13 protein-coding genes are annotated in these 13,888 nt (G+C 51.2%); 5 read left to right on the top strand and 8 right to left on the bottom strand.

The features are described from left to right. Positions 1 to 2 precede the first annotated feature (2 nt). The 4 genes from AC01YT_RS11755 (at position 3) to AC01YT_RS11740 (ending at position 3,644) form a co-directional block, all read left to right on the top strand. Positions 3 to 851, top strand: a complete 849-nt coding sequence (locus AC01YT_RS11755; RefSeq protein ID WP_476675647.1) for a sulfurtransferase — start codon at positions 3 to 5, stop codon at positions 849 to 851. 3 nt (positions 852 to 854) lie between these two features. Further along, positions 855 to 1,322, top strand: a complete 468-nt coding sequence (locus AC01YT_RS11750; RefSeq protein WP_476675645.1) for a SufE family protein — start codon at positions 855 to 857, stop codon at positions 1,320 to 1,322. A gap of 56 nt (positions 1,323 to 1,378) precedes the next feature. Beyond that, positions 1,379 to 2,962 (top strand): SdrD B-like domain-containing protein, encoded by a 1,584-nt coding sequence (locus AC01YT_RS11745; protein WP_476675643.1) that lies wholly within the window; start codon positions 1,379 to 1,381, stop codon positions 2,960 to 2,962. Between the two features lie 160 nt (positions 2,963 to 3,122). Further along, positions 3,123 to 3,644, top strand: coding sequence for a copper chaperone PCu(A)C (locus AC01YT_RS11740; protein ID WP_476675641.1), 522 nt, complete (start codon positions 3,123 to 3,125; stop codon positions 3,642 to 3,644). A gap of 2 nt (positions 3,645 to 3,646) precedes the next feature. On the opposite strand, the gene AC01YT_RS11735 is transcribed toward AC01YT_RS11740, so the two are convergent. From AC01YT_RS11735 to AC01YT_RS11715, 5 genes are all read right to left on the bottom strand, one after another. Then, a complete protein-coding gene (locus AC01YT_RS11735; protein WP_476675639.1) occupies positions 3,647 to 5,473 on the bottom strand; it encodes an aldehyde ferredoxin oxidoreductase family protein in 1,827 nt (608 codons plus the stop codon). A 25-nt stretch (positions 5,474 to 5,498) separates the two neighbouring features. Further along, positions 5,499 to 6,668 carry an iron-containing alcohol dehydrogenase gene (locus tag AC01YT_RS11730; RefSeq protein WP_476675637.1) on the bottom strand — a complete coding sequence of 390 codons (1,170 nt, stop codon included), beginning with the start codon at positions 6,666 to 6,668 and terminating at the stop codon, positions 5,499 to 5,501. 61 nt (positions 6,669 to 6,729) lie between these two features. Then, positions 6,730 to 7,140 (bottom strand): SCP2 sterol-binding domain-containing protein, encoded by a 411-nt coding sequence (locus tag AC01YT_RS11725; RefSeq protein WP_476675635.1) that lies wholly within the window; start codon positions 7,138 to 7,140, stop codon positions 6,730 to 6,732. A 129-nt stretch (positions 7,141 to 7,269) separates the two neighbouring features. Continuing rightward, complete coding sequence (gene ptsP, locus AC01YT_RS11720; protein WP_476675633.1) at positions 7,270 to 8,994, bottom strand: phosphoenolpyruvate--protein phosphotransferase; 1,725 nt, start codon at positions 8,992 to 8,994, stop codon at positions 7,270 to 7,272. Then, the gene (locus tag AC01YT_RS11715) at positions 8,991 to 9,260 is read right to left on the bottom strand and encodes an HPr family phosphocarrier protein (RefSeq protein WP_476675631.1); all 270 of its coding nucleotides are present in this window, start codon (positions 9,258 to 9,260) and stop codon (positions 8,991 to 8,993) included. Before AC01YT_RS11715 ends, ptsP begins: the two co-directional genes overlap by 4 nt. Before the next feature lie 247 nt (positions 9,261 to 9,507). Between AC01YT_RS11715 and AC01YT_RS11710 the strand changes: the two genes are divergently transcribed. Continuing rightward, entirely contained in the window at positions 9,508 to 10,353 is an 846-nt protein-coding gene (locus AC01YT_RS11710; RefSeq protein ID WP_476675629.1) for a YwiC-like family protein, read from the top strand. 9 nt (positions 10,354 to 10,362) lie between these two features. On the opposite strand, the gene AC01YT_RS11705 is transcribed toward AC01YT_RS11710, so the two are convergent. The 3 genes from AC01YT_RS11705 to AC01YT_RS11695 all read right to left on the bottom strand — a co-directional run bounded on the left by AC01YT_RS11705 (position 10,363) and on the right by AC01YT_RS11695 (position 13,550). Further along, a complete protein-coding gene (locus AC01YT_RS11705) occupies positions 10,363 to 11,196 on the bottom strand; it encodes a carbohydrate ABC transporter permease (protein ID WP_476675627.1) in 834 nt (277 codons plus the stop codon). Continuing rightward, the gene (locus AC01YT_RS11700) at positions 11,184 to 12,077 is read right to left on the bottom strand and encodes a carbohydrate ABC transporter permease (protein WP_476675625.1); all 894 of its coding nucleotides are present in this window, start codon (positions 12,075 to 12,077) and stop codon (positions 11,184 to 11,186) included. The genes AC01YT_RS11705 and AC01YT_RS11700 overlap by 13 nt, the downstream gene beginning before the upstream one ends. An 81-nt stretch (positions 12,078 to 12,158) precedes the next feature. After that, a complete protein-coding gene (locus AC01YT_RS11695) occupies positions 12,159 to 13,550 on the bottom strand; it encodes an ABC transporter substrate-binding protein (protein ID WP_476675623.1) in 1,392 nt (463 codons plus the stop codon). Between the last annotated feature and the right edge of the window lie 338 nt (positions 13,551 to 13,888).

The following is a 13,888-nucleotide window of genomic DNA, read 5'->3' as shown; positions in this document are numbered from 1 at the left end:
TTATGAGCGAAAATCGCTATGCTTATCCTGAGTATTTGGTCGAAACTGCCTGGGTCGCAGAGCACCTTAATGATCCTTCAATTCGCCTCGTAGAGTCCAACGAAGACCCCCTACTTTATGAAACCGGTCACATTCCTGGCGCCGTCAAAGTGGACTGGTTTACAACCTTACAACACCCTCTCCGCCGGGATTTTATTGATCAGTCTGAATTTGAAGCCCTATGCTCAAGATTAGGGATTAGCAACGATACCACCGTCGTTTTCTATGGCGATAAAAATAACTGGTTTGCCTGTTATACCTTCTGGCTTTTTGCCTATTACGGTCACGAACACCTAAAAATTATGAATGGCGGACGAGCAAAGTGGGTTGCCGAAGGTCGCCCTCTGACCAAGGACATTCCTACCTATCCCCCGACCCAATATCAGGCAAAGGCCCCTGATGCTTCTATTCGCGCTTTCCGCGATGAGGTGTTTCGTCACATAGAACAAAAACTTCCCTTGATTGACGTGCGATCTCCACAGGAATATTCGGGTGAACTGCTGCATATGCCGGGCTATCCCCAAGAAGGTGCTCAACGCGGCGGACACATTCCAGGTGCGGTGAACATCCCTTGGGCTCAGGCCGTCAACACTGAAAACGGCACTTTCAAATCCCCGGATGAATTGCGCGCCCTATTTCAAAGCCGTGGCATCACCCCGGATAAGGAAATCATTGCTTATTGTCGCATTGGTGAACGGTCTTCGCTCACCTGGTTTGTCCTTAAGTACTTGTTGGGCTACCCTAAGGTCAAAAATTATGATGGTTCCTGGACAGAATGGGGTAATCTGGTCAACGTGCCAATCGAGAAATGAAGTATGGACCGATTCACCTTGCTACCGCCCCGTTTAGCTGAAATCCTGGATGATTTCGCACTCAGCGATCGCCAGGAGAAGATGGAATTACTCCTTGAATTTTCCGCCAGCCTTCTATCCGTCCCGGAAGGGCTGGCTGATAAGTTCAGCCAGCCCGAATCCGTCCCCGAATGCATGACGCCGGTAACGGTTTATATGCACACCCAGCAGGGACGTTTGCGGTTTTATTTTGAAATACCGCCGGAAGCCCCTACCGTTCGCGGTTACGCCGCGATCCTCCAACAAGGACTATGGGATACCAAACCTGAAGACGTGCTCCGTATCCCCGATGACTTTTATCTGGGCTTGGGATTACATTATATTTTGACCCCTCAAAGGCTAAATGGACTAATTGCCATAATAGCCCATATAAAACGGTTGGCATCTCATGCTCTTGACTCATCATCCTCAACCCACATAACAAATTTGTAAACTTTTCTCCCCCTCATACCTGCTATAATGCAAATAAATGCTAAGGAGGCCTTGTCATGAAAAAAGAGCATTGGGCCTTGTGGCCCTTGCTTTTCCTTATACTCATTTTGAGCCTAACTCTTTATCCCGCCCCCCTAACTGCCACTGCAGCCACCCCAACGCCCCCATCAACCTCACCATCCTATCCGCTTGGTCCCGACCTTTCTCAATTTCCTCCGGGCTACAATCCGCTCACCGGCTTAACGGTCTCCGACCCTTCCTGGTTGGAATTACCCGCCGTACTGGTCTCTCTTTCTAATTTTCCCCCAAGTGTTCGTCCTCAAACCGGCCTTTCATTTGCCTCCCAGGTGTATGAAATCTACATCACCGAGGGCATGACGCGCTTTCTGGCTGTGTTCTACGGAGAACCGCCACAGTCATTGCCCACCCCCCCTGAACTTCGCCCCCGCACTGACCCCCTCCGCATAACAGGTCCGGGGCTGGGTAATCGAATTTGGTGGGATCAAAATTCCGACGGCCTACAACAGCCATGGGAAGCCGGGCTAGGAGGTGTTGAAATTCACCTTCTTGACCCTCAAGGGAAAATTGTCCAGACCGCATTGAGCGATGGGAATGGTTTTTACGCATTTACACCCCCAACTGGAGCCCAATACCGCCTCCATATTCAAATCCCGAATGGTTTTTCTCTAACCCAAGCCAATGCTGGCGATGATAGCATAGACAGCGATGCTGACCCACGCACAGGTCAGACCGAACTCATCACCTTCCAACAAACAAACCTCACCCTGGATTTTGGATTGCTTTGGAATTCATCTCCGTCAACCTCCGGTACTAACGCCAAGCCCGGGCTAAGTGGGATTGAACAACCCCAGGATAGTGGCTTAGCTGGCGTACGCTCCGGACGCGAGGCCTATGTTCCCATCGCTAATGCCTTTCCAAATGGTTGCTTAGTGGCAGCCAGTAAGTCGGCTGATGTTAACCTTCGTATCTGCGGCAATGTTTTTGGCACCAATCCTCAGGACATCAACAGCGCCGGTCTTTCTGTCAGCCAATTACGCGCACTTGCCGAAGCGAACCGGAATCCCCAATCACCTCCCAACTATTCCGGTAATACCTTCGACCCCCAACCTCCACCTGGGGGACAAGCGGCGACCCAGATCAACATCTTCTATGCTTACCTAAACCAGGCGCGCTGGATTTACGATCCAGTGGCTCAGGCTTATTGGCGCTACCAAGATTTTGGTACCGAAAGTCAGGTTGGGACGTTCGCTCCAGCTACAGATCGCCTCACCAACCGTCCTCTGCTCTTTGAGAACATTGTTATCCTCTTTGTTGAGCACACCGCCCGTCGCCCCACTATCATAGATTTGAATATGGGGCCGGGCAGCAAAGGCCGTGCCATCGTTTTCCGTAACGGCCAGGTCTATACCAACCTGATCTGGAGCATGGTAAGTGAGGATTACGAAAAGACCACCGGTCTGGCGCGACCAGTGCGCCTGCGTTATCCAGATGGGCGTCCTTTCCCGCTTGCACCCGGTCAAACCTGGTTTCATATCGCCACACCCGGTTCAACCCTCCGCCAGGAAGCCCAGCCGGATACCTGGAAGTTCCGCTTCTATCCCCCTTCAGGCGCAAAATAGTCCAATCCGTTTACCCTTGCTTGAAACGCCAGCCCCAAATTGGGCTGGTGTTTTTCCATCCCCCATTTTGCGGAGAAATGAATCACTCAATCTAGGGATTTACTCTCATTCTTGCTTCTTTATAAAATCAAAGAAATTCAAAGCGAGAGAGGAGTTAATAATGAAACGTTGGGTTTGGGTAATAGGTCTGACCACAGTTTTTATTGTCCTAGGATTTATTTATTACGTTTACTTCAAAAGCGCCCCATCCCACCCTCTGATTCGTATCGAGGAAGCCTGGGCACGTGCTAGTGCATTGGATACAGCACCTATGTCATCCATGGATCACGGGATGGAAACGCCCACACACAGCCACGAGACATCGGCAGGTTCAACGACGACCAGTGCTGTTTACATGGTGATTCGCAACCTTGGTCACACCCAAGATAACCTGGTTGAGGTTGTTACTGATGTGGCTAACCAGGCTGAGATTCATCAAACAGTTATGAGTGGCGATGTGATGCAAATGCAGCCGATTAATCGTCTTGAAATTCCCGCTCAGAGCGCGGTGAGATTAGCACCAGGGGGCTATCATATTATGCTCATCGGTCTTAACCGTACCCTTAATCCAGGCGACCAGGTTAGACTAAAATTAAGGTTCGAGAAAAGCGGTGAGATCGAGTTGACAGCTATAGTGCGTTGAACCTATAAGGCGAAGCCCAAACCCAAGGCTTTGATCTTCTCCTCGGTTGGCCAACCTGTAGCGCGATCCCAACCACTGGCAGCGTAGTATTCATTGAGTAGTATCTCTGTATTCGGCACATAGCCCTGTTGTCCCCCTTCTGGTAACGGTTGAAGAAGCAAACGAGGTAATTTTTCATGTTCAGGCTTCAAACCAAGGCGTAAATTGATCAGTCGCTTCATATTCCAGCCTCGCTCGCCGGCTAGAAGCATCGTATCCACATCCCAATCTACCCCCAGAGCGGCGTTGAGCAATTCGCAAACGGCATGCGGTGAAACCACCGCAAAATAGCACATCACCAGGCTGTTACAAACCGTGCGCCAATGTTGATGACGCGCCACCAATGCCGCCTTTCCTTCATCCTGGAACCGCTCCGGCATAGAAATACCGATCTCCTCTAACGTTCCACCCATTTCGACCTGAAAGAAATCACTTTGGTTGTGACAAGCGCCTCGTGGCGAGGTCAGGTAGGAAAGCGTTTGGCCGCTAAACGCACGTGGATCATGCATAGGTACCTCTAACCCATTAACCTCCACAGCCAATTCGGGCACCCCATAATGAGTTGCCAGAGCCCGGCTACCCAGGGCCAACAACGCTCCGAAACCCTCGCGTCGTGTCATTTGATCCAAGAGCACAAAACAAGGGGTTGGATCCCCCCAACGTAATACTAACCCCCCCGTATCCTTTTCGCTGATGATCCCATGATCAAACAACAAATAAGCCAATGCCAGCGTATTTCCGGCCGAAATGGTATCCAAACCCAGCCGATCACACCGCTCGCCCAGTGCGGTGATCGCTGCTAGATCATCCACCAATAACTGCGACCCAAACGCACAGATGGTTTCATACTCTGGTCCCTTTACTTTCCCTTGAGTTGCATAGGGCCTCTGGGAAATCATGACCTCTCGTCCACATGAGATTACACAACCCTGACAAGCCTTTGTTCCGGTCAAGATGGTTTCTGCCATGGTCGAACCGCTGATGTTTGCCGCTCCCTCAAACGTTGCCGCCGTCCAATAACGCTGTGGCATATCCCCCATAAACTGCAGGTATTCTGCCGCGCCCGAGGTGCCCGTGGCCCTCAAGACTGCGGTGAGGTTTTGTTCCAGCAAGTTTTTATTTATTGCTACACGAAGTTTACGATATTCATCCGCTCGCGCCAAGGGGACCTGACCAGTTCCGCGTACCACCACGGCTTTCAGATTTTTCGATCCCATCAACGCCCCAAGACCGGTTCGGGCTGCCAACCGTCCATGGTCGGCCAGAATCCCTGCCATCGGCACCTTGTTCTCCCCTGCCAATCCAATACACGCCACCCGAGCACGAGGTTCTCCGACTTCCTCTTTCACGATGACCTGAGTCTGATAGGTATCTGCCTTCCCCCATAAGTGACCTGCAGGGCGTAGGAGGACTTCTCCATCGCGAATAAAGACATACACTGGCTCCTCAGCACGTCCCGTGATCCATAACACATCCACCCCTGCTTGCCGCAACTCAGGGCCAACAAAACCGCCGATATTGGACTCACCCCATAACCCAGTCTGAGGTGAACGTCCACAAATTGTAAATCGCCCAGTTGTTGGCCCTCCCGTCCCTGTCATTGGTCCGGTAATAAATATTAGAGGGCTCTCGGGATGGAAGGGATCACGCTGAGGCTCGAGCAAATCCCACATCATGCGCGCCGCTAGACTGCTTCCACCAATAAAGCCCTCAACAAAAGCACGCGGTAACGTAGAAAATTCAAACGTCCCCCGTGTCAAATCCAATCTAAGCATTCGACCAAACGCCATGGTGCCTCCCATTGGTTGAGGGGGATTAAAGAGAAATATCGCCCGCGTAAATTTGCCAAAGCAAAGTTTCCAGTTCAGATTCATCCGGAACCCGTGGACTCATGATGGTTTGAGTATCATTCATAGTGTGATCTATCAGCACAGACATCTCACGTACCAGGTCCTTCTGCGAAATTCCTGCCTGAGCCAGGGTGAGCGGTTGCTCAACCTGCCTCATCAGCTCGATCACAGCTTCAATCACGCCTTTGGCAGCCATCTGTTCATTCTCGGCCGGCAGCCGCAAATAATAGGCCAATTCTGCGTACCTTGTTGAGCCCGGCTCCCCCTGAACACAATAAGCAATAGTATAAGGCAACGCCAATGCCACGGCGCGACCATGAGGCAAATGGAAGATTGCCCCTAATGCATGCCCAATTCCATGCGCTAAAGCGGCCATGGCATTACCAAAACCCAATCCAGCCAAGGTAGCAGCATAATGCATATGCGCGCGGGCTTCAAGATCGTCCTTTCCATGACGATAAGCCCGCGGTAAATATTCAAACACCAATTGAGCAGCCTTCAGACACAACCCATCGGTAAAGTCATTGTGATAGGTGCTGGTGAACCCTTCGATAGCGTGTGTCAAGGCATCCAAACCGGTATCTGCAGTTAGGCGTGGGGGCAAGTCCATTACCATGGCTGGGTCAACAATTGCAATATCCGCCATAGCCTCTCGGCTACCCAAACCCAACTTGCGCCGTTCAGTTCGATTGGTCAACACAATAGCCCAGGTCACTTCCGAACCGGTGCCACTGGTCGTAGGAACAGCCACAAAACGTGCTTTCGCCCGCAAATTGAAACGCTCGATTGGATTTATAGCCTCCGGATCGAGATTAGGTTGAGCGTAAAGAATCCACATCGCCTTGGCAGCATCGATCACCGAACCGCCGCCTAATGCCACAATCCAATCGGGTGAATGGGTGAGTAAAAATTCAGCTCCTTCTTTGACTAGATCAAGGCTCGGCTCAGGTTCAACCCGATCATAACAAACTACTTCCAACTCGCCTTGGCGAAGAAAGTCAGTGACTTTTTCTGCATATCCCAATGCCACAAGACGCGCATCGGTTATGAGCGCCGCACGCCGCCCTTCTAGAGTAGCAAGATGCGAGAGCGCATCTTCACCATACACAATGAGAGGTGAAGCAAAATACCACATGACCGTCTCCAGTTGAAAAGCAGGCGTTACCTAAGAGAATGTGCAGTTCTTTCCGGAAAAGCTACACCGGGAATATGGTCGGGATGCGGGTGCACGATTCAACCAATTCCTTCGCCGCACGGACGTTTTTCATCACCATCGCCATATTCCCCTGAAGACGCAATTGCCCTGTCATCATGGCCTGCATGGGATCAAGTTGGCGTGTCATCACTTTCTTCCAGGTTTGCACAGGACCGCTCAAACGAAACGCTGGCTTGCGTGCCTCAGGGTCGGTGACCTCAAAAGCCTCGCGGCATTTGCCATGCCATAAATCCATGTAGAGGATAACAGTGTGGTCTAGACCACCTCCAGGTTCGATCACAAAATAAAAATCCCCCTCCCAATTCTTAGCCGCCTCAGCATAGGCCTGACTTTGATTAAGATCCTCCATCATGGCTTTGATCCAGGCATCACTAGGAAATGGAATGCTCATCGTTGCCTCCTGCGGACTTGAAAATGGGATCTATGAGATTTATTTATGGGATTTATTATAGAACAAAACCACCAGCCCCAATAAACACACAGAGCATCCAAAGTGTAAAATGGACGCTCTAATTCTTTCTCAGGAAAGCCTCAGGAATGGCAAACGTTCTCGTACACGCTCCTTAACAGCTTGCGCGCTTTCCAGGCTCAAGACCTCCCGCGCCAGCTCCTGGCATTGCGTCAATGAGAGTGAGCGAATGATCTGTTTGGCCAATGGAATAGCGCTGGGATTCATGCTGAATTCATCCAAACCCAAGCCCAACAAAATCGGGATGCCCAGCGGCTCGCCCGCCAGTTCTCCGCATAACCCCACCCATTTGCCATGACGGTGAGCGGCTTGGATCACCTGATCAATCAAGATCAGAACCGCTGGCGAAAAAGCACTGATCAAGTCTGACAACTGCGCATTTGCCCGATCCGCAGCCAGAGTATATTGGGTTAAATCATTCGTCCCAATCGAGAAGAAATCCACCTCACGGGCAAAGTGCTCCGCCATCACCGCCGCGGAAGGCACTTCAACCATAATACCAACCTCAATGGTATCGGCAACGGGCTTACCCTCACGGCGCAACTCTTCACGGCAGGCTTCCACAATGCGTTTGGCAGCGCGCACTTCATCCAATGTAGCGATCATCGGGAACATCAATTTTAGGTTATAACCGACACCCGCACGCAAAGCCGCCCGGATCTGAGGATAAAAGAGCTCAGGGTGTGCCAGGCATAAACGAATCCCCCTCACCCCCAGGAAAGGATTCTGTTCCTTGGGCAACTCCATATAGGCTAATTCCTTATCCCCGCCAATATCCAGGGTGCGCAGGACAACCGGCTGTTGCCCAAATACCTCAAGGATGGCGCGATAAGCTTGATATTGTTCTTCCTCATTTGGAAGCGTGGAGCGCTCCAAATACAGAAACTCGGTGCGAAGCAATCCTACGCCTTCAGCGCCGTGCTCCAAGGCGGTAGATGCCCCTTGTACATTGCCAATGTTTGCCACCACTTCTACCCTATGCCCATCCATGGTAACAGCCGGCTCTTTACAATGTACAAACGCCTGTTCCCTTAATCGCGTCAGGGCTTGACGGCGTTGCACAAATGCCGCTTGTGCCTGCTCGTCCGGCTCAACGATTAACAGTCCATCCACCCCATCTACAATGACCTGGGTACCGCTTGGTATTTGAAGTACCTCTGGCCCCGCCGCAACCACCGCTGGTAACCCCAAACTGCGCGCCAAAATTGCTGTGTGCGATGTTTCACCCCCTCCGGCGGTGCAGAACCCCAATACTAGCGACTTATCCAACCCAACCGTATCGGAAGGGCTTAAATCCTGCGCCAGGATGACCACCGGCTCGGTGAGTTGCACTGGTTCTTCAGTAATGCCCTTTAAAATCCGCAGCACCCGGCGCCCTACATCTCGGATGTCGGCGGCTCGGGCGCGAAAATATTCGCTTTCCATTTCTTCCAGGATAGCGGCAAACCGCTCGACCGCATTCCACCATGCCGCTTCGGCGTTCAAACGCTGATCCCGGATAGCGGCCTGGGTTTCACCCAGCAATTCCGGATCGTGCAGCATTTCCAATTGGGCTTCGAAGATTGCTGCTTGCTCTGCACCGGCCTCTCGGCGCGCTTTTTCATGCACCAGGCGCAATTGTCCCTCAGCAAGTTCTAGTGCCTGAAAGAAACGCACAAATTCCGCATCCACATCATGCACCGAACGGGTGTCCACATGCAAATCCACGCGCTGAAAGCGGTAAGCCGGCCCAATGGCGATCCCCGGCGAGGCCCCAATGCCCCGGATTGTTTTCATTCAGCCTCCCCAAAATTTGACTCAATTAAATTAACCAAAGCCTGCACAGCTTCTTCGGCATCCTCACCTTCGGCTTGCAAGATCAGTTCTGCTCCCTGATCCGCCCCTAACGTTAGAACACTCAAAATGCTTTTTGCATTCGCCTTACGTTCACCGTGAATAGCGGTAATGGCGCTTTTAAATTTGTTAGCCGTCTGAACAAAAAGAGAAGCCGGACGTGCGTGTAAGCCCACCTTGTTTTTGATCAATACTCTTACCTCAACCATGCATACGCCTCATCAATGGGGATAACCGTCAAGCCCATCCCACGGGCCAACAGTCACGGGTAACAACGCTCATAATTTTACCGAAATTTTAGTAGAGTGTATGGGCAACTTTGTGAAAATTTCTGCATTCCTGGAGATCACTTTGCGCCAGCACAATCAAAGTTATCCCATTTTACGGCAAAATAAAGCCAGTGAATTGCAGTAAAATCACCCAAAACCTCGGAGAAAATTGAGCATGGATTCACAGATGATGACTTCAAAGCCTCAAAGCCTTTCAATGTGGTTGCGTCGTGACCTCGCGCTTCCCCAAGAACATGGCGCCTGGGTTTTTCTTCTTAGCCCCCTCGCCCTCGGTTTAGCCACAGCCAATCGTCCCCTTTCAATAAACTCGGTTGTGCTTTTGATCACCGCTCTGGTTGCTTTCCTCTTTCGCCATCCTCTTACGTTGGTGGTCAAGTCTCTAAGTGGCCGTCGCTCACGCGCCGATCTATTTGGTGCTATCTTGTGGGCGTGCGCCTACGGACTGTTGGGTTTGGTCGGTTTAGGATTTCTTTTGGCTCAGGGCTTTAAGGAACTGCTCTGGTTAGCCCTTCCCGCACCGCCTATCCTGGCGATTTACCTCTATCTCGTCAGCCAGCGTGCCGAACGCCATCAGCCCATTCTGGATTTTGCAGTTGCTGTCGTCCTGGGGCTGGGTGCACCGGCTGCCTATTGGGTCACCAAGGACACTTACTCCTCCACTGGTTGGACGCTCTGGGGGTTATGCAGTCTTCACGCCTTAACCTCCATCGCGCACGCTTTCATGCGCCTAGGACAACGACGGTGGCAAAGTTTACCCCCTCTTTCAACCCAAATCCGAACCGCCCTGCCCGCCCTAGGCCTCAACCTTTTGGCGGTTAGCACAACAGGTTTCTTTTCCGCAATCTCCCTATTACCTTCATGGCTTCCCCTTGCCTATGCCTTACAATTATTTGAGTCGGCTTGGGGGTTTTGGAGACCTGCGCTAGGACAAAAACCCACCCAAATCGGTCTACGACAACTTATCATTAGCGCCCTTTTCACCTTACTTTTCATCGTATTGTGGCATACCTAGAAAATTTCATCACCCCTTGAGGGCACCAGCCAAAATACCACGGATAAAGTAGCGCCCCAATAATAGGAAGAACGTCAATGGGATGAGGACAGCGATCAGCGCCGCCGCCATTTGCAAGTTGTATAGCGCCACGAAACTGCCTTTCACCTCGGCAAGTTTGACTTGGATCGTCGTGGTCAGAGGTGTAGATAATGTTAGTGCCAGAAGGAACTCATTCCATACCTGAGTGAAGATAATAATTGCAACTGATGCATAAGCCGGGAGGGAGATAGGGGTGACCACGCGGAAGAAGATCTGTAATTTACTTGCACCATCCACCTCAGCAGCCTCTTCTAATTCCCGCGGTACGGAAAGAAAGAAGGTGCCCATCAGCACTGCCGCCAACGGCACATTGAGCACCAGATAACTGAGGATTAAACCGGCATGAGTTAACGCCAAACGTGTCAGCGCCATCAACTGCACCAATGGGATCAACACCACCTGGTAGGGAAGATAAAGTGCAATCCCAACCAGGATGAACAAAAACCGCACCCATCCTGCTCGCACCCGTGCTAAATAATACCCCCCCAAAGCACCGAAGAACGTAGCCAACAGGGTCACCGTAAAGGAAATAATTGAGGAATTCCTCAGTGCCGGGGCAATCAATCGCAACGCAGTGGCATAGTTCTCCCATTGAAGGTTCCCACTTAGTACCAGATAGGTGCGTTGGGTGATCTCCACCGGTGTCTTCAGCGAGGTTGCAAACATGACGTAAATAGGCAAGAGATAACTAACCGTCAGAAAGGCCAGCGCTAAAATGGTTAGCAGAAAAAGGATAGGGTTGCGGCGAATTATTCGAACCATCGTTGAAATGCGTAGAGGGTATAGGGGATGACAACAATGAACGCGATCAGGAAGATAATGACACCCAATCCGGCTCCCAGTGCAACCAAATGCTGCTGGAAGGTAGCGATGAACATAAAGAAGGCCAACACGTCAGTTGAATATCCCGGCCCACCAAAGGTCACAATATAAACGATATCGAATACTTTGAGAGTTGATATTAACAACAACGACACCAAAACCAGCAAGCCGCTACGGATGTTGGGCACAATCACATCAAACAGGATACGCAATTTGGAAGCACCATCCACTGTAGCGGCCTCAACCATTTCTTGGAGTTCCGTGGTACGGAACGACGATTGCAAGATGATGACCGCAAAGCCCAGATATTGCCAGATAAATATCACAATAAGCCATAAGGTAGCCGTTTTGGGGTCATTGACATAATTAGAAACCAGAAAGTCAAGTCCCAGTGCCCTGAAGATGGTATTCAGAACCCCTTTGTCTGGCTGATACATCCAGGACCAAATGGTTCCAGTGACGATAAATGACATCGCCACCGGATAGAGTATCAGAGTACGTACATAACCCTCTATCCCCCGTATCGGGCTGATCTCCAAAAGGTAGGCAATGAAAAGGGCAATAACCACTGTTGGCACCACCCCCAAGAGTAACCAGCGCAAGTTGTTACGCACGTCCACCCAGAACCGATCCAAGCCCACCATTAACTGATACCACTTTAGTCCTGCGAAATGGAAATTGGGAGATGTGCCTGACCAGTCCGAAAAAGAGACATAAATCGTCCACATCAGCATGCCGTAAAGGACAATTAAAAAAACCAATAGAGGTCCCAGGAAGACCAATGTTTCTCCAAATCGGAAACGAATCGTTCGCTTCTCCAAGGCATCCTCTCTGCCAACGGGTAGAAAGAGCCTTCCCCTCCCCTATAAAGGGGGGAGAAGGCTCTTTTCATGCGAGCCATTTTATGGCCACTGATACCAGGCCGCTCCTTCTTTCACCTGGTAGGTGGTGAAGAGATCGCCCACCGTCTTGATCGTAGCATCTACATCCGGCGTGACAACAAAGGCGGCAATGGCATCCCAGTAAGCCTGCGTGAAGGAGAAGGGAGCGATGCTACCATGCTGATCGAGGATCAGTTTGGTGGGATTCTCGCGCACGTAGGTCATCAGCTCCTGGCGGATGGGATCCGGAAATTCTTTCGGATCAATGTCAATGCGCGCAAACAAACCGCCCTGGATAACATCGGTCGGGATTTGCAACTCCGGCGAGGCAACCACGCGCAGCCAATCCATAGTGGTCTTCGGATGCGGCGCGCCCTTGGTCAAGCCGTAAGTATCAGGATGGAAGAGCAAGATGCGTTCGGGCTTCTGCGGGAAAGTTACCGCACCGAATTCCTGCCCTGGCGTCCAACCACGGCTCTTGAAATAGCCGATGGCCCAGGTTCCCATGATCACCATCGCCGAATCACCCGAAACCAGCAGACCGCAGGATTCATCCCAGGTCAGACCAGGGTTAGTGGTGTTGATGTAGGGGATTAACTCCTTGAACTTCTCCAAGGCGGTCTTGAAAGTGGCATCCGTCTTGACATCAATCTCGCCCTTGTAGAGTTTGACGTAGTATTCCGGACCACCCACTTCCAGCAAGATGCTGTCAAAGACAAACGCCGCACCCCACTTCTCCTTGGCGCCTAAGGCCAGCGGCGCCATATTCGGCTTGGCTGCTTTGATCGCCTTGGCCACACTGATCAACTCATCAAACGTCGTGGGCGGGGAGAGTTTAAGTTCATCGAAGAGCGGTTTGTTGTAGTACAGAATGTTCTGGATGTGCATGTTAAGCGGCACCGTATACGGGTGCCCATCAATCGTTACCGCATTTGCCAACGGCTTCGGGATCACATCCGCATACTTGAGTTCCGCCCACAGGTCATCCAAAGGCACCAGGTATCCGCCATCCACATATGACTTCAATTCCGCCCCACCCAGGGTTTGGAACGTATCAGGTGGTAATCCTGCGGATAGACGCGCCTGGAGCACCACGCGATGGGAGACTCCGCCACCACCTGCAACCGGGTTCTCAACAATTTCCACATCGGGGTATTTGTCCTTGAATGCCTTAAACATGGCATCTGCGGCTTCGCGCTCACCGCCCGCCGTCCACCAGTGGAAGATTTCTAGTTTGCGTTCTTCCGGTTTGGGGGTTGCAGTCACAACCACTTCGCGGACCTCAGGGGTCCCTTTGATTTCAACAACCTGAGTAACCACCACCGTCTTGACCACTTCCTGAGGTTGGCAGGCTGCCAACACCAGACTCAAGACGGTCAAAGCGGTTACTACAATCAGCCATCGCTTGCTCATATTCTCCTCCTCCTAAACGAGCATAGGACCAGACTTGACTTGAGGAACAAATTACAACCCAATTAATCACTCCTTTACAGGGTAGCCCTTATTATCCTTAGATTTGTGATATCCATCCGTAGATAACACCACCTCCTTTCGACCCCTATCGGTCAGCAATGCCACCTGAAATGAGCTATTACATCATCGTGTCACAGAGCAATTCAACAACAATGTGGGTGACCCTATTCGATGGTGAAAATGCCTTGACGTGTCACCCGCCAAACTTTGATTAGCTTTATACACAATATATACAATAGCACGACTTTTTGGTTTGTCAAGAATTTTTCCTTGCAACC

The organism is Thermanaerothrix sp., from assembly GCF_056331585.1.
The sequence above is the reverse complement of the archived record's forward strand: the minus strand, read 5'-3'. Positions and strand labels throughout refer to the sequence as shown.

What these genes read in the sequence shown, in the direction of transcription:
- ptsP (WP_476675633.1), bottom strand. Translation starts at nt 8,994, where the DNA reads ATGAAAACAATCCGGGGCATTGGGGCCTCGCCGGGGATCGCCATTGGG.
- AC01YT_RS11735 (WP_476675639.1), bottom strand. Translation starts at nt 5,473, where the DNA reads ATGGCGTTTGGTCGAATGCTTAGATTGGATTTGACACGGGGGACGTTT.
- AC01YT_RS11755 (WP_476675647.1), top strand. Translation starts at nt 3, where the DNA reads ATGAGCGAAAATCGCTATGCTTATCCTGAGTATTTGGTCGAAACTGCC.
- AC01YT_RS11730 (WP_476675637.1), bottom strand. Translation starts at nt 6,668, where the DNA reads ATGTGGTATTTTGCTTCACCTCTCATTGTGTATGGTGAAGATGCGCTC.
- AC01YT_RS11750 (WP_476675645.1), top strand. Translation starts at nt 855, where the DNA reads ATGGACCGATTCACCTTGCTACCGCCCCGTTTAGCTGAAATCCTGGAT.
- AC01YT_RS11715 (WP_476675631.1), bottom strand. Translation starts at nt 9,260, where the DNA reads ATGGTTGAGGTAAGAGTATTGATCAAAAACAAGGTGGGCTTACACGCA.
- AC01YT_RS11725 (WP_476675635.1), bottom strand. Translation starts at nt 7,140, where the DNA reads ATGAGCATTCCATTTCCTAGTGATGCCTGGATCAAAGCCATGATGGAG.
- AC01YT_RS11705 (WP_476675627.1), bottom strand. Translation starts at nt 11,196, where the DNA reads ATGGTTCGAATAATTCGCCGCAACCCTATCCTTTTTCTGCTAACCATT.
- AC01YT_RS11695 (WP_476675623.1), bottom strand. Translation starts at nt 13,550, where the DNA reads ATGAGCAAGCGATGGCTGATTGTAGTAACCGCTTTGACCGTCTTGAGT.
- AC01YT_RS11710 (WP_476675629.1), top strand. Translation starts at nt 9,508, where the DNA reads ATGATGACTTCAAAGCCTCAAAGCCTTTCAATGTGGTTGCGTCGTGAC.
- AC01YT_RS11740 (WP_476675641.1), top strand. Translation starts at nt 3,123, where the DNA reads ATGAAACGTTGGGTTTGGGTAATAGGTCTGACCACAGTTTTTATTGTC.
- AC01YT_RS11745 (WP_476675643.1), top strand. Translation starts at nt 1,379, where the DNA reads ATGAAAAAAGAGCATTGGGCCTTGTGGCCCTTGCTTTTCCTTATACTC.